General features: G+C 63.5%; 18 protein-coding genes. 15 read left to right on the plus strand and 3 right to left on the minus strand.

Annotated features, from left to right (window positions below):
* Positions 1-52: 52 nt before the first annotated feature.
* The 3 genes from gyrB to dnaA form a co-directional block, all read right to left on the minus strand.
* A complete protein-coding gene (gene gyrB, locus Q8T13_07915; protein MDP3717672.1) occupies positions 53-2,653 on the minus strand; it encodes a DNA topoisomerase (ATP-hydrolyzing) subunit B in 2,601 nt (866 codons plus the stop codon).
* A 94-nt stretch (positions 2,654-2,747) separates the two neighbouring features.
* Complete coding sequence (gene dnaN / locus Q8T13_07920) at positions 2,748-3,857, minus strand: DNA polymerase III subunit beta (GenBank protein ID MDP3717673.1); 1,110 nt, start codon at positions 3,855-3,857, stop codon at positions 2,748-2,750.
* A 302-nt stretch (positions 3,858-4,159) separates the two neighbouring features.
* On the minus strand, positions 4,160-5,569 hold the full coding sequence (dnaA, locus tag Q8T13_07925; GenBank protein ID MDP3717674.1) for a chromosomal replication initiator protein DnaA: 1,410 nt from the start codon (positions 5,567-5,569) through the stop codon (positions 4,160-4,162).
* A gap of 251 nt (positions 5,570-5,820) precedes the next feature.
* Here dnaA and rpmH point away from each other — a divergent pair, with 251 nt between their 5' ends.
* From rpmH to atpA, 15 genes are all read left to right on the plus strand, one after another.
* Positions 5,821-5,985, plus strand: a complete 165-nt coding sequence (gene rpmH / locus Q8T13_07930) for a 50S ribosomal protein L34 (GenBank protein MDP3717675.1) — start codon at positions 5,821-5,823, stop codon at positions 5,983-5,985.
* 75 nt (positions 5,986-6,060) lie between these two features.
* Positions 6,061-6,447 (plus strand): ribonuclease P protein component, encoded by a 387-nt coding sequence (rnpA, locus tag Q8T13_07935; GenBank protein MDP3717676.1) that lies wholly within the window; start codon positions 6,061-6,063, stop codon positions 6,445-6,447.
* Complete coding sequence (gene yidD / locus Q8T13_07940; protein ID MDP3717677.1) at positions 6,444-6,665, plus strand: membrane protein insertion efficiency factor YidD; 222 nt, start codon at positions 6,444-6,446, stop codon at positions 6,663-6,665. The genes rnpA and yidD overlap by 4 nt, the downstream gene beginning before the upstream one ends.
* 47 nt (positions 6,666-6,712) lie before the next feature.
* The gene (gene yidC, locus Q8T13_07945) at positions 6,713-8,482 is read left to right on the plus strand and encodes a membrane protein insertase YidC (GenBank protein MDP3717678.1); all 1,770 of its coding nucleotides are present in this window, start codon (positions 6,713-6,715) and stop codon (positions 8,480-8,482) included.
* Positions 8,483-8,492: 10 nt separating this feature from the next.
* Positions 8,493-8,936, plus strand: a complete 444-nt coding sequence (locus Q8T13_07950; GenBank protein ID MDP3717679.1) for a KH domain-containing protein — start codon at positions 8,493-8,495, stop codon at positions 8,934-8,936.
* 80 nt (positions 8,937-9,016) lie between these two features.
* On the plus strand, positions 9,017-10,414 hold the full coding sequence (mnmE, locus tag Q8T13_07955) for a tRNA uridine-5-carboxymethylaminomethyl(34) synthesis GTPase MnmE (GenBank protein MDP3717680.1): 1,398 nt from the start codon (positions 9,017-9,019) through the stop codon (positions 10,412-10,414).
* 201 nt (positions 10,415-10,615) lie between these two features.
* Positions 10,616-12,460, plus strand: coding sequence for a tRNA uridine-5-carboxymethylaminomethyl(34) synthesis enzyme MnmG (gene mnmG / locus Q8T13_07960; GenBank protein ID MDP3717681.1), 1,845 nt, complete (start codon positions 10,616-10,618; stop codon positions 12,458-12,460).
* A gap of 66 nt (positions 12,461-12,526) precedes the next feature.
* Positions 12,527-13,186 (plus strand): class I SAM-dependent methyltransferase, encoded by a 660-nt coding sequence (locus Q8T13_07965; GenBank protein MDP3717682.1) that lies wholly within the window; start codon positions 12,527-12,529, stop codon positions 13,184-13,186.
* Between the two features lie 170 nt (positions 13,187-13,356).
* On the plus strand, positions 13,357-14,142 hold the full coding sequence (locus Q8T13_07970; protein ID MDP3717683.1) for a ParA family protein: 786 nt from the start codon (positions 13,357-13,359) through the stop codon (positions 14,140-14,142).
* 30 nt (positions 14,143-14,172) lie between these two features.
* Positions 14,173-15,063 (plus strand): ParB/RepB/Spo0J family partition protein, encoded by an 891-nt coding sequence (locus Q8T13_07975; protein MDP3717684.1) that lies wholly within the window; start codon positions 14,173-14,175, stop codon positions 15,061-15,063.
* Positions 15,064-15,176: 113 nt separating this feature from the next.
* Positions 15,177-16,223 carry a selenide, water dikinase SelD gene (selD, locus tag Q8T13_07980; GenBank protein ID MDP3717685.1) on the plus strand — a complete coding sequence of 349 codons (1,047 nt, stop codon included), beginning with the start codon at positions 15,177-15,179 and terminating at the stop codon, positions 16,221-16,223.
* A 153-nt stretch (positions 16,224-16,376) separates the two neighbouring features.
* Complete coding sequence (locus Q8T13_07985; protein ID MDP3717686.1) at positions 16,377-16,802, plus strand: ATP synthase F0 subunit B; 426 nt, start codon at positions 16,377-16,379, stop codon at positions 16,800-16,802.
* 130 nt (positions 16,803-16,932) lie between these two features.
* On the plus strand, positions 16,933-17,475 hold the full coding sequence (locus Q8T13_07990; protein ID MDP3717687.1) for a hypothetical protein: 543 nt from the start codon (positions 16,933-16,935) through the stop codon (positions 17,473-17,475).
* Positions 17,472-18,017, plus strand: a complete 546-nt coding sequence (gene atpH / locus Q8T13_07995; protein MDP3717688.1) for an ATP synthase F1 subunit delta — start codon at positions 17,472-17,474, stop codon at positions 18,015-18,017. Before Q8T13_07990 ends, atpH begins: the two co-directional genes overlap by 4 nt.
* An 85-nt stretch (positions 18,018-18,102) precedes the next feature.
* The gene (atpA, locus tag Q8T13_08000; GenBank protein ID MDP3717689.1) at positions 18,103-19,635 is read left to right on the plus strand and encodes a F0F1 ATP synthase subunit alpha; all 1,533 of its coding nucleotides are present in this window, start codon (positions 18,103-18,105) and stop codon (positions 19,633-19,635) included.
* Positions 19,636-19,687: the final 52 nt, after the last annotated feature.

Here is a 19,687-nt window from a genome sequence, read left to right on the forward strand (position 1 = left end):
TAGCCAGTAGCCAGTAGCCAGGCCAGTCTTTCTGGCATCTGGCATCTGGCTACTAAATATCCAGGTTTTTGACATCCAGTGCGTTGTCTTCGATGAACTTGCGCCGCGGCTCGACCTGGTCGCCCATCAGCGTGGTGAACATCGAGTCGGCTTCGGTGTGGTCTTCGGCGCGGACCTGGAGCAACGACCGAATCTCCGGGTTCATCGTCGTGCTCCACAGGGTTTCGGGATTCATTTCACCGAGGCCCTTGTAGCGGTTGATGGCGACGCCCTTGCGGCCGAGGCTGATGAAGTGCTCGATAAACTCGTCGATCGAGCGAATGGCAACAGGCCCACCCTTGGCACTATTGGCACCTGTGGCACCTTTGGCACTGGCGGGCGAGAGACCAATCGCCTGGAGGGCCTCGGCCTCGTCGCCGGTGAGGCCCTCGTCGACTATCTCGGTCTCTTCTGGTTCTTCAACTTTTCCACCGGCGAGGACTCGGACTTCGACCGGGCCCTTTCGCAGGGCCAGCACCACGTTCTTGATCTCGCGGTAGCTGGCGGCCAGCGTGCGGTACTCGCCCGAGATCACGAACTCGAAGCCAATCTTGTCAATGCGCGAATAGCCCGTGGCTCGGTCATCAATGCGCAGGTTCCAGGTGTTATGTTCCTCGTCGCGCTCGAGCGTCACATCCCGCGTCGGCGTCGTCACCTGGTCGGCCACGCCCTGCAGGACCGCCTGCTGTTCGAAGAACCCGCGGTCGCGCGCGTCGCGGTCGAGCAGCGCTTCAACCACGTCGCGGGCGTGGCCGCGGCGCTCCACGGTCGACAGCACGTTGCGGTAGGCGATGATGCCGTGCAGGAGCTTTTCGAGTTCGGCGCCAGCGTATTCCACGCCGTCGGCCGAACGGACCGCGCGCGATTCGACCGCACGATGCACCAGGAAGCTTTCGAGCGCGCGCTCGTCCTTGATGAACGTTTCCGACTTGCCCCGCTTGGCGCGGAACAGCGGCGGCTGCGCGATGTAAATGTGGCCGCGATCCACCAGCATCGGCATTTGCCGATAGAAAAACGTCAGCAGCAGCGTGCGGATGTGCGAGCCGTCCACGTCGGCGTCGGTCATGATGATGACGCGGTGGTAACGCAGCTTGTCGATGTCGAAATCGTCGGTGCCAATGCCGCAGCCAAGGGCCGCGATCATGGTCTTGATTTCATCGGAGCTGAGCATCCGGTCGAGCCGGGCGCGCTCCACGTTCAGGATCTTGCCCTTGATGGGCAGGATGGCCTGGAAGCGCCGATCACGGCCCTGCTTGGCTGAACCACCTGCCGACTCGCCTTCGACGATGTAGATTTCGGCCTGGGTGGGGTCGCGTTCCTGGCAGTCGGCCAGCTTACCGGGCAGGGACAGGCCGTCGAGCGCGCCCTTGCGACGAACGAGGTCGCGGGCCTTCCGGGCCGCATCGCGGGCCCTGGCCGCGTCCACGGTCTTCTGAACGATTCGTTTCGCGATCGCCGGGTTCTCTTCGAGAAAGGCCCCCAGCTTGTCGTTAACGATCGCTTCGACGATGCCCTTGACCTCGGTGTTGCCGAGCTTGGTCTTGGTCTGGCCTTCGAACTGCGGGTTCGGAATCTTGACGCTGATGACCGCGGTCATCCCTTCACGGATGTCGTCTCCGCTGATGGTCGCGTCTTTCAGGTCCTTCACCAGGTTGTTGCTGTTCGCGTAGGCGTTCACGGTTCGCGTGAGCGCCGCGCGAAAGCCCGACAGGTGCGTGCCGCCTTCGTGGGTGTTGATGTTGTTGGCGAACGAGAACTCAACCGGGTTGTAGCCGTCGTTCCACTGCAGCGCGATCTCGGCGTCGATGCCCTCGCGCATGCCGTGCATGAACACCACCTTGTCGTTGATTACACCCTTGTTCTTGTTCAGGTGCTCAACGAACGACATGATGCCGCCGTCGTAGTGGAAGCGATGGTTCTTGCCGCTGTCGCGCTCGTCGTCCAGGGTGACGGTGAGGCCGGCGTTCAGGAACGCGAGCTCGCGCAGGCGCTGGGCCAGCGTGTCGAAGCTGTACTCGGTGATCTCGAAGATTTGCGCGTCGGGCTTGAACGTGACCTTGGTGCCGCGCCGCTGCGTGGTGCCGGTGACGGCCAGGTCGGTCAGCGGCTTGCCGCGCTCGTAGCTTTGTTGATGCGTCTGGTGGTTGCGCCAGATCTCGAGTTCGAGACGCTCCGACAGCGCATTGACGACCGACACGCCGACGCCGTGCAGGCCGCCCGACACCTTGTAGCTGCTGTTGTCGAACTTGCCGCCGGCATGCAGCACGGTGAGGGCAATTTCCGCCGCCGGGCGGCCGCTCTCGTGCATGTCGGTGGGAATGCCGCGGCCGTTGTCGATCACCGTGACCGAGTTGTCGAGGTGAATCGTGACGTTGACCTCGGTGCAGTACCCGGCCAGCGCTTCATCGATCGAGTTGTCGACGATTTCGTAGACGAGGTGATGCAGGCCGGCCGGCCCCGTGGAGCCGATGTACATCGCCGGGCGCTTGCGGACCGCTTCAAGACCTTCGAGGACCTTGATGCTTTCGGCGCCGTAGTCGGCGTTCCCGTTGCTGGCGTTGCCGTTTGCGCCGCCGAGGCCTGCCTGGTTTTCCGGTTGATCCGTCTGGGACATTTTTTATCGGTGTTATCTACTTATTGCGTAGGGGCGCACTTTAGTGCGCCCGTTGCGGTCGGACTAAAGTCCGACCCTACGCGTCACCTACGCGTCAAACGCGCATCGGCATGATGACGTAGGTGTAGTCGTAGCCATCGGCCCCAACGGGTTTCATGACGGCCTGGCTTACTTCGTCCTTCAGCTCGAGCGCCACGACTTCCGATTCGACGACGGCAAGGAAGTCGAGCACGTATTGGGCGTTGAAGCAGATGGTCAGCGACGGCCCGTTGTATTCGACGGGAATGGGCTCGCGCGCTTCACCAAACTCCGGGCTGCTCGAGGTGACCTCGACCTTGCCCTTCTCGAGGATCATCTTCACGGCACGCGAGCGTTCGTTCGACAGGATGGCGACGCGCTTCACGGCCTGCGTCAACCGGTCGCGCTCGAACTCGATGTGCTTGTCGTTGCCCTTCGGAATGACTTTCTCGTAGGCGGGAAACTGGCCGTCGATCATGCGCGAGATCAGGAGGCGCGGGCCGATCTCGAAGAACAGGTGATTCTCACCGCGTTCGTATTTCACATCCACGTCGCTGTCGGCCAGCAGGCGGCCCAGTTCCGCCAGCGTCTTGCGCGGCAGGATCGCCTTGATGTCGTCGCCCTTGGCGCCCTCATGGTTCACGTTGACCAGGGCCAGGCGGTGGCCGTCGGTGGCCACAAACGTCATGCTGTCAGCCCGCAACACAAACTGCGCGCCGTTCAGGTAGTAACGCGTGTCTTCACCGGTGATGGCGAACTGTGTCAACGCCACCATCTGCTTGAGCGACTTGCCCTTGATGGTGGCCTTGGCGCCGCCGCCGGCTTCGGGCAGGCTCGGAAAGTCTTCGCGGGGTAGCGTCGGCATTTTCGAGCTGAACTGCCCGCCCGAAACTTTGACGGTGGTGCCGCCCTTGTCGGTTTCGATGTTGACGTCGCCGTCCGGCAACGAGCGCACCACCTCGTAGAACTTCTTGGCCGGCAGCGTGACCGCGCCAGGCTTGCCTACTGCAGCCTCACAGCGGCTGCGTAGCGCGACTTCGAGATCGGTGGCGAGCAACGTTACCTCGTTGCCCGATGCTTCGAGCAGCACGTTCGCCAGAATTGGAATCGTGTTCTTGCGCTCGACGATCTGCTGAAAAAATTGCAGTTCCCGCACAAGATCGGCTTTCCTGGCGACCAGTTCCATAGCGCGGCTACCTTCTTAGAATTAGAGAAAAGGCGAAGACAATAAAGTATACAGGAAGTAGGTCCTGTTTACGAAATTTCCAGCGGGTATAAACCCTTATTTTCCAATTATTTAAACTGTGAATATTTCTGTGGGTAACATGCGGGTTGCCGGACGCGGCAACAGGGGGCTTTCGCCCAATCCGCAGCCATCCGCAAACCTTGCACAGTTGAGGTTGTGGAAAACTCGTCAGTAGCCAGATTCCAGATGCCAGTAGCCAGGAAAGACGAGAGTTTTTCTGGCTACTGGCTACTGGCTACCGGTTACTTGAATTGGTCCAACAGATTCTTCACCTGCTGGTCGAATTCAGGCGTTTTCTTCCGCATTTCCTCAACCTTCTTGATCGAGTGGATCACCGTCGAGTGATGCTTGCCGCCGAAGCTGCGGCCAATTTCAGGCAGCGAAGCGTGCGTCAGCGCCTTGCACAGGTACATCGCAATCTGCCGCGGCATCGCCACCGACTTTGAGTTGTTGCGCGAGCGGATCTCGGCCGGCTTCATCTGGTAGTACTCGGCCACGAACTTCTGGATCTGCTCGATCGTCACGGCCTTCTCGTCGTGATCGATTACGTTGCGCAACACGTCCTGGGCCAGTTCGATGGTCAGTGGCTTGCTCGTGAGCGACGCATAGGCAATCAGGCGAATCAGCGACCCTTCGAGTTCGCGGATGTTCGACTTGATGCGCGTCGCCATGTACATCGCCACGTGATCGGGCAACTGCAAGGCTTCGCCTTCGGCCTTCTTCTTCAGGATGGCGACCTTCGTCTCGAGGTCGGGCGACTGGATGTCGGCAATCAACCCCCATTCGAAGCGCGAGCGCAGGCGTTCCTCGAGCGCCGGGATTTCATGGGGCGGGCGGTCGCTGCTGATCACGATCTGCTTCTGCGCGTCGTGCAGGGCATTGAAGGTATGAAAAAACTCGTTCTGCGTGCCTTCCTTGCCCGACACGAACTGGATGTCGTCCACCAGCAGGACATCCACGCTGCGATAGCGCGATCGGAAGTCGAGAATGCGATCGAACCTGACGGCGTTGATCATCTCGTTCATGAACCGTTCGGACGAGATATAGGTGAGCACGAGCCCGGGATGGTGCTGCACCACGTAGTGGCCGATCGCGTGCATCAAGTGCGTCTTGCCCAGGCCGACGCCGCCGTGAATGAACAGCGGGTTGTACGACCGTGATGGGGTTTCCGCCACCGCCCGGCAAGCCGCATGCGCGAACTGGTTCGAGGGCCCGACGATAAAGGTGTCGAAGGTGTAGCGGGGAATGAGGCTGCCGGCGCGCAGCGGCTCGGCCTCGTGGCTCATCACCTGAACCTGTGGAGGCAACTCCTCCTTTTCCACCGGGATTCTGGACGCGGAGGAGGAAGGGGTGCCTGGCGTGACGACACCCGCCTCACCCGCCTTACCTGCCCCACCCGCCTGGCCCGCCCCATCGGGCACGAACACCAGCTTGGCGTCGGGACGGCCGACCTCGCGCATGGCCTCGGCCAGCACGACCGAGTAGTGCTTGGGCAGCCATTCGACGAACAGGAGGTTCGGGACGCGGATGGAAAGGGTCTGGCCCGCATCGGCCAGCAGCGTCGTTGGCTTGAACCAGGTCGAGAAACTATGCCGGCCGACCTGATCCTCGATACGACTGAGGACCTGGTCCCATATCGTCGTGCTGGGCATCACTGCAAGAACTTGATTATAAAGGACTTATCGTTACGGACTGCGGGGCTTTTCCACAAGCTTTTCCACAGGTGTGGAAATCTCCCGGGAGGTCCCTTCGACGAACGCTCACTCTAGCATGGTGAACACCCTTTACAGGGAAGGAGTTAGCGGAACATAATCGTAGGTTCGACCGACCCGCCTTCGCTGCTTCTAGTGGACAGCTTCGGCGAGGTCTCGCCGGAGCGCAAGGCGCGTAGGCGGAGGAGAATATGGCGAGATCTAAGAAGGGCAAGCGTACGTTTCAACCAAATACCCGGCGCCGAGCGAAGACGCACGGCTTTCTGGTTCGTATGGCAACCAAGGACGGCCGGCAGGTTCTAAAGCGCCGCCGCGCCAAGGGCCGCAAGCGGCTCACGGTTTCAGACGAAAAATAGGCTTGAGCCTTGGGGCTTGAGGCTTGAACATTTCAAGCCCAGGTCCCAAGCCACAGGCCCCAATCCAGCCACGCGATGGCCAGGTTCTTACCAGCCGAGCATGTTCGCAAGCGGGCCGACTTCGAACTCATTTACAAGACAGGTTTTAAGCGGTCCGGCCGCCTCATGACCATGTTCACGAGGGAGCGCGAGGCTGGACCGGCGCGTCTTGGCATTGCCGCGACCCGCAAGATGGGGGCGTCGGTCGAGCGCAACCGGGCAAAGCGGCTGGCCCGCGAGCTGTTTCGTCACCATAAGCCGGCCGGCGCGGTCGACGTGGTGGTCGTGCCGCGTCGTGAAATGCTCGAAGCCCCCTATGCTCGTGTCGAGACCGAGTTCCTTTCCTTGCTGGCGAGGGTCCCTTCGACTCGCCCGCGTCCGGCTTTGCCTGACGCGAGCTCGCTCAGGGCAGGCAAGGCATGACTAGGTCTGCGCGCATCGCGCTTGCGTTGATCCGCGTATACAAGATCGTGCTCTCGCCGCTCTTTGCCGGCAGCTGCCGCTACATGCCTGGCTGCGCCGACTACATGACCGAGTCGATCACACGCCATGGAGTGGTCCGCGGCGGCTGGCTGGGCACGAAGCGGCTGTGCCGCTGCCACCCGTTCGGCGGTCACGGCTACGATCCGGTTCCACACTAAATCATCCAATCACCAAGTCACCAGACCACGAGATCATTTAAGTCCCCATGGAACGTAGAGTCTTAATCGCGATAACCCTGTCATTCCTGGTGCTGTTCCTGTTTCAGCGCTTTGTGATGCCGCCTCCCGCCTCCGCGCCGGAAACCCCCGGCGCTTCGGCGGGGCAAGCCCCGGGCACCGCGGGGCAGGCCCAAGCCCCCGGGACTCCAGCGCCTGGGAGCATGGCCGCCCTTACGCAGTCGAGCAACCAGTCGGCGCCTGCCGCCGTCGCGGCGCAGCCGCCGACGGTTGGCGCGGCTCCGGTTGAAGCCGCGGGTAATGCGACACCCTTGGGCCCCACTGTCACTGTCGGCGAAACCGCCGACCGCGAGATCGTGGTCGAGACCACGACCGTGCGCGCGACGTTCACCAACCGCGGTGGCCGCCTGCTGCACTGGGTGCTGAAGGAGTATCGCAACGAAGACGGCACGCCGCTCGACCTCGTGCCGCAGGGCATTGGTCCCGATGCCGTGAAGCCCTTCTCACTCGTCGTGGATGACCCGGCCGTCACCGACCGCATCAACAGCGCCCTCTACAAGGTCAGCGTCCCTGGCAACGTCGATGCGACCTCGGCGGCGCAGACGCTGACGTTCGAGATGTCGGCCTCCGACGGCTTGAGCGTCACCAAGTCCTTTACCCTCGAGCCGGCCGGCTACCTTGTTACGTTTAGCACCGTGGTGCAGTTGGGCCAGGCGCGGCTGAACCCGTCGATCCATTGGGGCGCCGGGCTCGGTGACGAGATCGCGAACCGGCCGCCGACGTCGTTCTTCTCGCCGAGCACCGTGGTGCCCGCCCAGCCCATGATCTACACGGACGGCGACGTCGAGCGCGTGGCGCCTACCGCCGCGGGCTCACAGGAAGCACCGTTCCGCTACGCGGGCGTGTCGGACCACTATTTTGCCTCGCTGCTGCTGAACGAGGCCTCGCCGGTGCCATTTCGCATCGATTACGCCCCGGTCAACGTGCCCGTCGCGAGCGAGCCGGGGCGCATTGCCACTTACATGACCTACGCGGTGCGCTACCAGTCGGCGCGGGAGACGTCGCGGTTCTTCTTCGGCCCGAAGGCGTTCAACGACCTCAGGGCGGTCGATACCGAACTGGTCCGCTCCATTCACTTCGGCATCTTCTCGTGGCTCGCGGTGCCGCTGCTGAACGCGCTGCAGTGGGTCCACAGCTACGTCGGCAACTGGGGCTGGGCCATTGTCGTCCTGACCATCCTGATCAACCTCGCGATGTTCCCGCTCCGCCACAAGAGCGTGGTGTCGATGAAGAAGATGCAGGAACTGCAGCCGCAGATGAAGGCAATCCAGGAGCGGTACGCGAAATACAAGATTACCGACCCCGAGCGGCAGAAAATGAACACCGAGGTCATGGAGCTGTACAAGACCAGGGGCGTGAACCCGGCCAGCGGCTGTGTGCCCATGCTGCTGACCATGCCGTTCCTGTTTGCGTTCTACGCCATGCTGTCGGTGGCCATCGAGATTCGCGGCGCCCACTTCTTCGGCTGGATCCATAACCTGTCGGCGCCCGATCCGCTGTTCATCACCCCGGTGCTGATGGGCGTGGCGCAGTTCTGGCAGACCAAGATGACGCCGACCACGGCCGACCCGACCCAGCAGAAGATCATGATGTTCATGCCCATCATGTTCACCTTCATGTCGCTGTCGTTCCCGAGCGGCCTGGTGATTTACTGGCTGGTCAGCACGGTGTGGACCATCGGGCAGCAGTACGCGACCAACTATTTGATTGGCGCGCCGGCAAGGAAGATCGCAAAATAGCGGACTGATTATGGCAACCAGTGACATCACCGAATTCGTCCAGAAGGTCGTCGACGCGATGGACCTTGAGCTCGAGGCCTCGGCCGAAGAGATGCCCGACGGCGTGCGCATCAACCTGAACGGCGAAGACGGCAACGTGCTGATCCGCCGCCAGGGAGAAGCGCTCGCCGCGCTGCAGCACATCGTCTCCGCCATCTACCGGCACGAGGCCGCCGAAGGCCGCCGGCTGGTGGTCGACTGCATGGGTTACCGCAAGGGCAAGGACGATGAGCTGAAGCAGATGGCGATTTTCCTGGCCGGCAAGGCCAAGGACAGCGGCCTGGCGCAGGAGATTGGGCCCCTCAACCCCTACGAACGCCGCATCGTCCACCTCGCGGTGGCCGAGGTCGACAAGGTGACGTCCGAGAGCATCGGCGACGCCTTCGAGAAGACGGTCATTATTTCGGTGAAGTAGCCAGTAGCCAGAAACCAGTAGCCAGGAAAGCTCGTGTCTTTCTGGCATCTGGCATCGGGCTACTGGATACTGGCTACCGAATGTTCTCCACCTCAGACACCATCGTCGCCATCGCCACCCCGGCGGGTCGCGGCGGCCTTGGTGTCATTCGGATTAGCGGTCCCGACGCCGCTCGGGTGGCAGGCGAACTCGTCGGCCGCGAGGCTCCCTTCAAACCCCGCCACGCCACCTTCGCCAAGTTATCCCGACCAGGAGTGCCCTCCCGACAGGAGGCGCCCTCCCGACCCGTTACCGTCCAGGATCAAATCGTAGTTACGTCCTTCCCGTCACCGAGCTCATATACGGGCGAGGACGTGATTGAGATTTCCGCCCACGGCAGCCCGGTGGTCCTTTCTTCTATCCTTCGCCGCGCCATGGACGGCGGGGCGCGGCTGGCCGAGCCGGGAGAGTTCACGCTGCGCGCGTTCTTGAACGGCAAGCTGGATCTGATCCAGGCCGAGGCGGTCGCGGATCTGATTGACGCGGTCACGCCGCTGCAGGCGCGGGCGGCGTTCGATCAGCTCGAGGGCACGCTGACCGCCGCGATCGGCGCGATCGAGCGCGACCTGTTTGACGTAATAGCGAAGCTCGAGGCGTCGCTTGATTTCCCGGACGAGGGTTACCACTTTGTGGGCGCCGCCGAGGCCCGCGCGTCACTGGCAGCGGTCACGGCGCGGATCGAGCAGTTGCTCGAGCAATCCGCCCGCGGGCGCCTGGTGCGCGAAGGCGCGCAGGTGGTGATTGTCGGGGCGCCGAACGTGGGGAAGTCGAGCCTGTTCAACGCGCTGCTCAACACCAACCGCGCAATCGTGACGGCCATTCCAGGCACGACGCGAGACATGCTGACCGAGCGCGCCGACATCGGCGGGTTGTCGCTGGCGCTCGTCGACACGGCCGGCGTGCGAGAAACCAGCGACGTTGTCGAGCAGGAAGGCGTCGCGCGCACGCGAGACGCGCTCGGCGTGGCCGATCTGGTTCTGGTGGTGCTCGATCGCTCGCGAGAGACGACGGCCGAGGACCGTGGCATCCTCGACGAGACGGCCAACCTGCCGCGCGTCGTGGTGCTGAATAAATCGGATCTCGCCGCTGTCGTCACCGAACCTGGCGTCGCAATCTCGGCCCGCACGGGCGCCGGAATCGACGATCTGATCACTGCCATCGCGGGCATGCTGAGCTCTGCTAGTGGCGGCAGCCCTTTCTTGGGGTCGCCTGAGAAACGCGATCAGCCCGCCGTTACTAACGTTCGCCACACCGCGCTGCTCGAGAGAGCGCGCGCGGCGATCTTGCGCGCGACCGAGGCGCTCGAGGGCGAGGTCTCCGAAGAGTTTCCGCTACTCGATCTCCAGGAAGCGGCGCACGCGCTGCAGGAGATCACCGGCCGCCGCACGAGTGACGACCTGCTCCGTCACATCTTCGCGAAGTTTTGCATCGGGAAGTAGGTTAGACGGTTCAACCACGACGGTTCAACCACGACGGTTCAATCACGGAGGTTCAATCACGGAGGTTCAATCACGAGGGTTCAATCACGAGGGTTCAAGGACGCCGGTTCGGGGGTTATCCTGAAACCCGTTGAACCCCCGTGTTTGAACCGTCGTGGTTGAACCCTCGGGCTTGAACATTTTGTGATTGAACTGCTGTAAATGATAAGTGAATTAGATGTAATAGTCATCGGCTCCGGGCATGCCGGCGTCGAGGCGGCGTGGGCGGCGGCGCGGTTGGGGCGGAGCGTCGGCCTGTGCACGCTCAGTCGAGAAACGGTGGCGCACATGCCCTGTAATCCGGCCGTGGGCGGGACGGCGAAGGGACATCTGGTTCGAGAGATCGATGCGCTAGGCGGATTGATGGGCCGCGCAATCGACGCTACGGGCATACAATTCAAGTTGCTCAACCGGAGCCGCGGGCCGGCGGTATGGTCGCCACGGGCGCAGGCCGACAAGCCGCGTTACGCCGCCTGGGTGCGCGCGGCCCTCGAAGCTGAGCCGAATATTCACTGGATCATCGGCCGGGCCGGTCGAATTATTGTCGATCTTGGACGCGTTTCCGGCCTGGCGCTTGAGGATGGACGTGTCTTCCGCTGCCGCTCGTTGGCGATCACGACAGGAACGTTCCTGAACGGCTTGATTCACATCGGCCGTGAGCAGCGGCCAGCCGGTCGGGCGGACGAGCCACCTTCGAGGGACCTCGCGGAATCGATCAAGGGACTCGGCGTCCGCTGGGGACGCTTGAAGACCGGGACGCCGCCGCGACTGGCGCGGAAGTCGATTGACTTCACCGGCGGTGAGGAAAGGGGCGTGTTCCACGTGGAACACGGCGATTCCGAGCCTCTTCCCTTCTCGTTCACCGCCACTAACCCGCCCTCGAATCAGGCCGTCTGCCACCTGCTGCACACCACCGATCGGGTCCACCAGCTGGTCCGCGACAACATCGACGCCTCCCCGCTGTACAACGGCCAGATTGCCGGCGTTGGACCTCGCTACTGCCCGTCGCTCGAAGACAAGGTGATGCGCTTCCCGGATCGGGAGCGTCACCAGATCTACCTCGAGCCTGAAGGTCTGGACGTCGAGGAGATCTACGTCAACGGCTTCTCGATGAGCCTGCCGGCCGAGACCCAGCGGGAGCTGATTCGGGCTCTGCCAGGGCTGGAGTCCGCCGAGATGCTGCGGCCTGGCTACGCGGTCGAGTACGACTTCGTCCAGCCGACGGAGCTCCGTTCGTCGCTCGAGACCCACAAGGTGAGCGGCCTCTTTTTCGCCGGACAGATCAACGGGACTTCGGGCTACGAAGAGGCTGCCGGCCAAGGCCTGCTGGCGGGCATTAATGCTTCGCAGTCGGTGACCGGCGGTTCGCCGCTCGTGCTGGGCCGCAACGAGGCCTACCTGGGCATCATGGTCGACGACCTGGTCACCAAGGGCTGTCTCGAGCCGTACCGGATGTTCACCTCCAGGGCCGAGTACCGCTTGTTGCTGCGGACCGACAATGCCGACCTGAGGCTCACGCCGAAGGGTCGCGACCTGGGCCTGGTCGACGACAGCCGGTGGGAGCGCTTCTGTGGGCGCAAGGCCCGGTACGACCTCAACGTGGACCGCCTGCAGCGCAGTTGGGTGCGAGTCCAGGGCGGCGCCCGTATGCCCGCTTCGCAGGCCCTCAGGCGGCCGGAACTCACCCTGAGGGGCCTGATGACCAGCGGGGAGGTTGCCGTGGAGACGACGACCATGGACGAGTTGCTCGATGTCTCGTCGGTCGAGACGACCGTGAAGTACGAGGGATACCTGCAGCGACAGGACCAGGCCGTGGCGCGGGCGCAGCATGCCGAGCGCCGGCGCATTCCAGAAGCGTTCCCGTTCGAGCGCGTCCCCGGCCTCTCGCGCGAGATGGTCCAGCGCTTCTCAGAAGCCCGCCCCGAAACCCTCGGTCAGGCCCAGCGCATCCCCGGCGTCACACCAGCCGCCGTCGCCGTGGTTGGCGCCTACCTGCACCGCTTCTAACAGGAGGAAAAGAGGCCAGGAGAAAAATTAGTACTCCTGATCTCCTGATCTCCTGTTCAATGTGTCGTGGCCAATCGTGAGTTTCGGGAAAGGCTGAAGCGGCGGGCCAGGGCGGCCGACATCACGCTCGAGCCGTCCCTCGCGGACGGCCTTGAAACCTACTACCAGCTCCTGACGAAGTGGAACGCCAAGATCAACCTCACGGCGTTTCGGCTCACACCTGGCGGGGAAGACGAAGCCATTGATCGCCTCCTGATCGAGCCGGTGGTCGCGGCGCGCTATGTCCCAGAGAACGCGCGGACGCTGCTCGATGCCGGCTCCGGCGGCGGCTCCCCGGCCATTCCGCTCAAGCTGGCCAGTCCCATCCTCCACGTGAGGATGGTCGAAGTGAAGATGCGGAAAGCCGTGTTCCTCCGGGAGGCCGTCCGCACCTTGGGTCTTCGCGAGACCGAAGTCGAAACCGCCCGCTTCGAGGAGTTGCTGCCGCGTGCGGAGCTTCACGAGGCGCTCGACCTGGTGTCGGTGCGCGCCGTTCGGATTGAGACTCGGACCCTTCTGACCTTGCAGGCGTTCCTTCGTCCTGGCGGAAAGATCTTCCTGTTCCGCGGATCGGGCACGAGCACTGTTGAAACGGAACCGCCACCGCCTCTGGCGTGGATGGCCAGCTACCCACTTGTGGATGCCCTGCGCAGCAAGCTGGTGGTTCTCAGCAAAACCAGGGTTTAACACGGGTTTCAGAGGTTCACGGGTTCAAAGGTTCAGGGGTTCACAAGGTTCACAAGGTTCGAACCCCTGAACCCCTGAACCCCTGAATCCCTGAACCTGTGAACCCCTGAACCCGTGTTACTCTCTACTTCCAAACCCGACAAGGATCTGTTTAGGGCTAAAGACCAACAATGGCTAAGATCATCGCCGTCACCAACCAGAAAGGCGGCGTCGGCAAGACCACCACGGCAATCAACCTCGCGGCCGCGCTCGCCCTTGCCGGCCGCACCGTCCTGCTCGTTGACTGCGATCCGCAAGGTAATGCCACGAGCGGCATCGGCAAAAAAGGTGAACGCGCCGAGAGCGGCACCGTTTACGAAGCGCTCACGTCCACCAACGGCGAGACGCCGCAGAGCTTCATCGTGCCGACCGGCGTCGAGGGCCTGTCGTTGATCCCCGCGAATCGCGAACTGGCCGGCGCCGAGATCGAACTGATTGCTTTCGAGGATCGCGAGCGCCGATTGCAGCGCCTGCTCGAACCGCTGCGCGGCCAGTTCGACTTCATCATCATCGACTCGCCGCCGTCGCTCGGACTGCTGACGCTGAACGCGCTCGTCGCCGCCGATCGCGTGCTCATCCCGCTGCACTGCGAGTACTTCGCCCTCGAAGGCCTGGCCGATCTCGTCGGCACCATGCGCCGCGTGCGCGCCTCGCTCAACCCCGCGCTCGACATCGAAGGCGTGCTGCTCACCATGAACGACGAGCGCACTAACCTGGGCCAGCAAGTAGGCCGCGACGTCCGCGAGTTCTTCAAGGAAAAGGTCTACCGCACGGTGATCCCGCGCAACGTGCGCCTGGCCGAAGCCCCCAGCCACGGCTTGCCCGCCGTCACCTACGACGCCAAGTCGCGCGGCGCCGAAGCGTACTTCTCATTCACGACCGAACTGCTCGACAAGAACAACTCTGAACTCACATAGAAGACCAAACTTGAAGAGCGAAAGCTAGCCATGGACAAACGACCCGCCCTCGGCAAGGGACTGAGCGCGCTGATTCCCGACGCGACCGACGCCCTCACCACGCCCCGCGCGTCGCTCGACGTTGACATCGACCTGCTCGAGCCCAACCACTACCAGCCGCGCGGCCAGATGGACGACGAGCGGCTGAACGACCTGGCGCAGTCGATTCGCGCCAATGGCGTGATCCAGCCGATCGTCGTGCGCAAGCTGCCGAGCACCGGCACCGCGCGCGATCGCTACCAGATCATCGCCGGCGAACGCCGCTGGCGCGCCGCCCAACGCGCCCAGCTCACCAAGGTCCCGGTCGTGATCAAGGAGATCGCGGGCGGCGACAAGAAACGCCTGCTCGAGATGGCGCTGATTGAAAACATCCAGCGCGAGGATCTCAACCCCATGGAGGCCGCCGCCGGCTACCAGCGGCTGGTGGACGAGTTTCACCTGAAGCAGGAGGACATTGCGCAGCAGGTCGGCAAGGACCGCGCGACCGTCGCCAACTACCTGCGCCTGCTGAAGCTGCCCGACGAGGTGCGCGCCAACGTCGCCTCGGGCGCGCTGTCGATGGGCCACGCGCGCGCGATTGTCGCGCTGCCAGCCGACGGGGCTCAACGCCGCCTGGCCCGCGACGTCGTCTCGCGCGGCCTGTCGGTGCGCGAAACCGAAGCGCTCGTGAAGCACGAACTCGCGCGCAAGCAACCGGAGCCCGACAAGAAGGCCGCGCCGAAGAAGGACGTGCACGTCCGCGCCGCGGAGGAGCAGCTGCGCCTGTCGCTCGGCACGCCGGTCGAGATTAAGCGGCGAGGCAAGGGCGGCACAATTGCGATCTCGTTTACCAACGAGACAGAGCTGCAGCGGATCTACGAGTACCTGACGGAGAAAAAATAACCACGATGGACGCGAAGAGAAATCACGAAGAACACGAAACCGCTTCTTACCGGGAATTCTTCGTGTCCTTCGTGGTTTGACTTCGTGCCCTTCGTGGTTGCATTGGAGCACTGATGACTGAACAACAAAGGCGCCGGCTGACCGAGATGGTCAGCTGCGCTGGTTGAGCGAGCAAACTCGCCGCGGGCGAGCTCGCTCAGGTCCTGAGCGGCATACCAGTTCAAACCGATCCACGCATCCTGGTTGACTACCGGACGGCGGACGATGCCGGTGTGTACGCGTGGGAGAGTGGTCCGGCGCTGGTGCAGACGGTCGATTTCTTCACGCCGATCGTGGACGACCCGTATCTCTACGGCCAGATCGCCGCGGCCAATTCGCTGAGCGACGTCTATGCCATGGGTGGCCGCCCGCTCACCGCGCTGGCGATTGCGGCGTTTCCGCAAGACGGCCTGCACACCGACGACATCGCGCAGATCTTCCGTGGCGGCTTCGACAAGCTGCGCGAAGCGGGCGTGGCGCTGCTTGGCGGGCACACCGTGCAGGATCGCGAGATCAAGTTCGGCTATTCGGTCACCGGCGCGGTCGATGCGAAGCGCATTCTCACCAACGCCGGCGCCAGGGCGGGCGATCGCTTAATCCTCACCAAACCTCTCGGCACCGGCATCGTCGGCACCGCGACCAAGTTCGGCCGCGCGCCCGAGCAGGTTGTGGAGCACGCCGTCGCGTCCATGCGTACGCTGAACAAGGCCGCCGCCGAAGCCATTGCCGGCCTGGACGGCGTGCATGCATGTACCGACATCACCGGCTTCGGCCTCGCCGGCCACGGGTCGGAGATGGCCGCCGCCAGCCACGTGACCCTCGAGTTGGATGCGGCCGCCTTGCCGCTGATCCCCGGGGTGCTCGAAATGGTGGCCGCCAACAAGTCGGGCGGTATGGCCACCAACCGCGAGCACTTCGCAGCTGGGGTCGAGTTCGGTCCGGGCGTTACCGATGAGCTCCGGGACCTGGTCTTCGACCCCCAGACCTCCGGAGGCTTGTTCCTGTCGTTAGACCCCTCTCAGGCCGACCAGGCGCTGACCCTGTTGACGAAGGCGGGCGTTCCAGCTTGTTTCGTAGGATCGGTCGAGGTTGAAGGCGGTTGGCGGCTTAGAATCAGGTAATTTTGTCGTTTGCCCAAAAACAAGAGTCTGGCCCGCCTGGCACCTGGGCACTTTTGGCACCGTTAGGCACCGTTGGCCCCCTAGGCACCTCAGGCACCTCAGGCACCCAAGGCCCCCTAGGCACCCTAGTTTCCGCGTGATACGATTAACCGTTTGTTAACACCAGACATCACCACCCTTTGGGTCGTCGCGTTCCTGCTCCTGTGCACCTACCTGCTGAACAGCCTGGTGTTCAAGCCGATCCTGCAGGTCATTGACCAGCGCAGCACCGCCGTGCGCAGCGCCCGCGAGCTCGCCGAGTCGGCCTCGCACAAGGCGACCGCCGCGGCCGCTGAATACGATTTGAAACTGAACGCGGCCCGCGCCGAGGTGTACGGCCAGATGGACGACATGCGCAAGGCCGCGCTCGACAAGCGCGCGTCGCTGCTGACGGCCACGCGCGCCACCGTCGAACAGGAATTGAAGACCGCGACCGCACGCGTGCAGCAGGAATCACAGGCCGCGCGCGAAACCCTCGACCGCGATGCCAACAACCTGGCCGGCGCAATCGTCACCCGCGTCCTCGGCCGCGCCTCCTAGTCACAAGCAGGGACCCGAAGTGCAGACCACACTCCTCGCCGCTTGTGAATTAAAGCGCAAACTCCCGCCTTCGCTCAGGACCATCGGCGAGCTTCGGCGCGGCAAGCGTGTGTCAGCAATGCTCTTCGCGATGGCGACCATGTTCGCCGCCCCCGCGTTGGCGGCAGAAGGCGGCGGCAATCAAAGCATCGGCGAGATGATCCTGCACATGGGTTGGCCGGTCGCCAACTTCATCATCTTCGTCGGCGTGATCTACTACTTCGGCAACGGCCCGATGAAAGAGTACCTGGCCACCCGCAGCGCCACCATCCGCAAGGACCTGGTGGAGGCCGCCGAGATCAAGGCCGCGGCCACAGCGCAGCTCGCGGCGGTCGAACAGAAGCTGCAGGCGCTGCCCGGTGAGTTGGCGGCGCTGCGCGCGCGCGGCGCCGACGAGATCGTCTCCGAAGAGAAGCGCATTGCCGCGGCGGCCGACGCCGAACGCGAACGCCTGCTCGAGCAGACGCGCCGCGAGATCGACTTGCAGGTGCGTCTCGCCAAGAGAGACATTCTCGAGCACGCCGCCGACCTGTCGGTGCAGCTGGCGACCGAGCGGCTGAAGAAAGAAATCACGGCCGCCGATCAGGCGCGACTGGTGGATCAGTACCTGACCCAGGTGAAGGACCGCTCATGAGCGCTTCCGCCAATCGCTACGCCAAGGCGCTGTTCGACGTCGCGCTGCAAGAGAAGACCGACCTCGAGAAGATCGATCGCGACTTGACCGTGCTGGCCGAGGTCATGCACGAGCATCACGAACTGCTGCACCAGGCGACGCGCCACGGCGTGCCAGACGAGGCACGCCAGAGCGTGATCGGCGCCATCGCCGACAAGCTCGAGGCCGCGCCACCGCTCCGCAAGATGCTGATGGTGCTCGCGCTGTCACAGAAACTCAGCCTGGTGCCCGGGATGGTGGCGGCCTTCCGCGCGCGCCTGCACGCGCACCAGAACATTGTGCGCGCCGACGTTACCAGTGCCGCGCCGCTGTCGCCGGAGCAGACCGCCGCCCTGGTCAGCAGCCTCAGCAAGGTCACGGGCAAGAACGTGGACCTGTCGGTCAGCGTTGACCCCGCCCTCATGGGCGGCGTGGTCGCGACGATCGGCAGCACGGTGTACGACGGCAGCGTAAGAACACAGCTGGCTCGCCTGAGAGTACAGCTCGCTGAAGGGAAACAGTAGTAGCCAGTAGCCAGTAGCCAGTAGCCAGAAGGACTGAGCCTTTCTGGCATCTGGATACTGGAATCTGGCTACGACAAGAAACGTTATGAGCATAAAAGCCGACGAGATTTCCAAGATCATCCGCGAGCAGATTGGCAGTTTTGCCGTCGCGGTGGATGTGGCCGAGACCGGCACCGTGGTGTCAGTGGGTGACGGCATTGCCAAGGTGCATGGCTGCCAGCGCGCCATGGCCGGCGAGATGCTCGAATTCCCGCACGGGGTGTTCGGCATTGCCCTCAACCTTGAAGAAGACAGCGTCGGCACGGTGTTGCTGGGCGACTTCACGGTGATCAAGGAAGGCGATCCCGTCAAGCGCACCGGCCGCATCATCTCGGTGCCGGTCGGCGAAGAAATGCTCGGCCGCGTCGTCAACGCGCTCGGCCAGCCGATCGACGGCAAAGGTCCGATCCTCACCAAGAAGCTGTCGCCGATCGAGCGCATTGCGCCCGGCGTGGTTGACCGCCAGTCGGTGCGCGAGCCCATGCAGACCGGGCTCAAGTCGATCGACGGCATGGTGCCGATTGGCCGCGGCCAGCGCGAACTGATCATCGGCGACCGCCAGACCGGCAAGACCGCGGTCGCGCTCGACGCCATCCTGAACCAGAAGGACACCGGCGTCATCTGTATCTACAACGCCATCGGCCAGAAGCAGTCCACGGTGGCGCAGGTCGTGCGCACGCTCGAGGAAGCCGATGCCATGCGCTACACGATCGTGGTCGCCGCGACCGCGTCGGACCCGGCGCCCATGCTCTACATCAGCCCCTACTCGGCGACGGCCATGGGCGAGTACTTCCGCGACAACGGCCAGCACGCGCTGCTGATTTACGACGACCTCTCGAAGCACGCGCAGTCGTATCGCGAAATCTCGCTGCTGCTGCGCCGTCCGCCCGGCCGCGAGGCGTACCCCGGCGACGTCTTCTACCTGCACTCGCGCCTGCTGGAGAGAGCGGCGAAGCTGAACGACAAGCTGGGCGGCGGTTCGCTGACCTCCTTGCCGATCATCGAAACCCAGGCCGGCGACTTGTCGGCGTACATCCCGACCAACGTCATCTCGATTACCGACGGCCAGATCTTCCTGGAAGCCGACTTGTTCAACCAGGGCGTGCGGCCGGCCATCAACGTCGGCAACTCGGTGTCGCGCGTCGGCGGCGCGGCCCAGATCAAGGCCATGCGCCAGGTCGCCGGCACCCTGCGTCTCGACCTCGCGCAGTACCGCGAGCTGTCGGCCTTCGCGCAGTTCGGCAGCAGCGACCTCGACAAGGCGACCCAGAACCAGCTCAATCGCGGCGCCCGTCTCGTCGAAGTGCTGAAGCAGAAGCAGTACGCGCCGCTGGCGGTTGAGCAGCAGGTCGTGATTCTCTATGCCGGCGTCAACGGCTTCCTCGACCCGATCGCCGTCGCCGATGTCGGCGCCGCACAGGACGAGCTGGTCAAGTTCATGCAGACCCGCTTCGGCAACGTGCTGCAGGCGATCCGCGAGAAGAAGCAGCTGGACGATGCGCTCAAGGCCGACTTGAATGCGGCGCTGAAAGAGTTTGGAGAGCATTTCGCTTCCATGAAGGGAGCTCTCGCGAAGTAACCAGTAGCCAGTAGCCAGTTAGCCAGAAGGACGCTTGTCTTTTCTGGCATCT

This window comes from Acidobacteriota bacterium (assembly GCA_030697165.1).
Lineage (GTDB): Bacteria > Acidobacteriota > Vicinamibacteria > Vicinamibacterales > UBA2999 > 12-FULL-67-14b.

Bases quoted from the DNA above. Each gene is read 5' to 3' on its own strand.
- gyrB (MDP3717672.1), bottom strand. From the start codon at position 2,653: ATGTCCCAGACGGATCAACCGGAAAACCAGGCAGGCCTCGGCGGCGCA.
- dnaN (MDP3717673.1), bottom strand. From the start codon at position 3,857: ATGGAACTGGTCGCCAGGAAAGCCGATCTTGTGCGGGAACTGCAATTT.
- dnaA (MDP3717674.1), bottom strand. From the start codon at position 5,569: ATGCCCAGCACGACGATATGGGACCAGGTCCTCAGTCGTATCGAGGAT.
- rpmH (MDP3717675.1), top strand. From the start codon at position 5,821: ATGGCGAGATCTAAGAAGGGCAAGCGTACGTTTCAACCAAATACCCGG.
- rnpA (MDP3717676.1), top strand. From the start codon at position 6,061: ATGGCCAGGTTCTTACCAGCCGAGCATGTTCGCAAGCGGGCCGACTTC.
- yidD (MDP3717677.1), top strand. From the start codon at position 6,444: ATGACTAGGTCTGCGCGCATCGCGCTTGCGTTGATCCGCGTATACAAG.
- yidC (MDP3717678.1), top strand. From the start codon at position 6,713: ATGGAACGTAGAGTCTTAATCGCGATAACCCTGTCATTCCTGGTGCTG.
- Q8T13_07950 (MDP3717679.1), top strand. From the start codon at position 8,493: ATGGCAACCAGTGACATCACCGAATTCGTCCAGAAGGTCGTCGACGCG.
- mnmE (MDP3717680.1), top strand. From the start codon at position 9,017: ATGTTCTCCACCTCAGACACCATCGTCGCCATCGCCACCCCGGCGGGT.
- mnmG (MDP3717681.1), top strand. From the start codon at position 10,616: ATGATAAGTGAATTAGATGTAATAGTCATCGGCTCCGGGCATGCCGGC.
- Q8T13_07970 (MDP3717683.1), top strand. From the start codon at position 13,357: ATGGCTAAGATCATCGCCGTCACCAACCAGAAAGGCGGCGTCGGCAAG.
- Q8T13_07975 (MDP3717684.1), top strand. From the start codon at position 14,173: ATGGACAAACGACCCGCCCTCGGCAAGGGACTGAGCGCGCTGATTCCC.
- Q8T13_07990 (MDP3717687.1), top strand. From the start codon at position 16,933: ATGGCGACCATGTTCGCCGCCCCCGCGTTGGCGGCAGAAGGCGGCGGC.
- atpH (MDP3717688.1), top strand. From the start codon at position 17,472: ATGAGCGCTTCCGCCAATCGCTACGCCAAGGCGCTGTTCGACGTCGCG.
- atpA (MDP3717689.1), top strand. From the start codon at position 18,103: ATGAGCATAAAAGCCGACGAGATTTCCAAGATCATCCGCGAGCAGATT.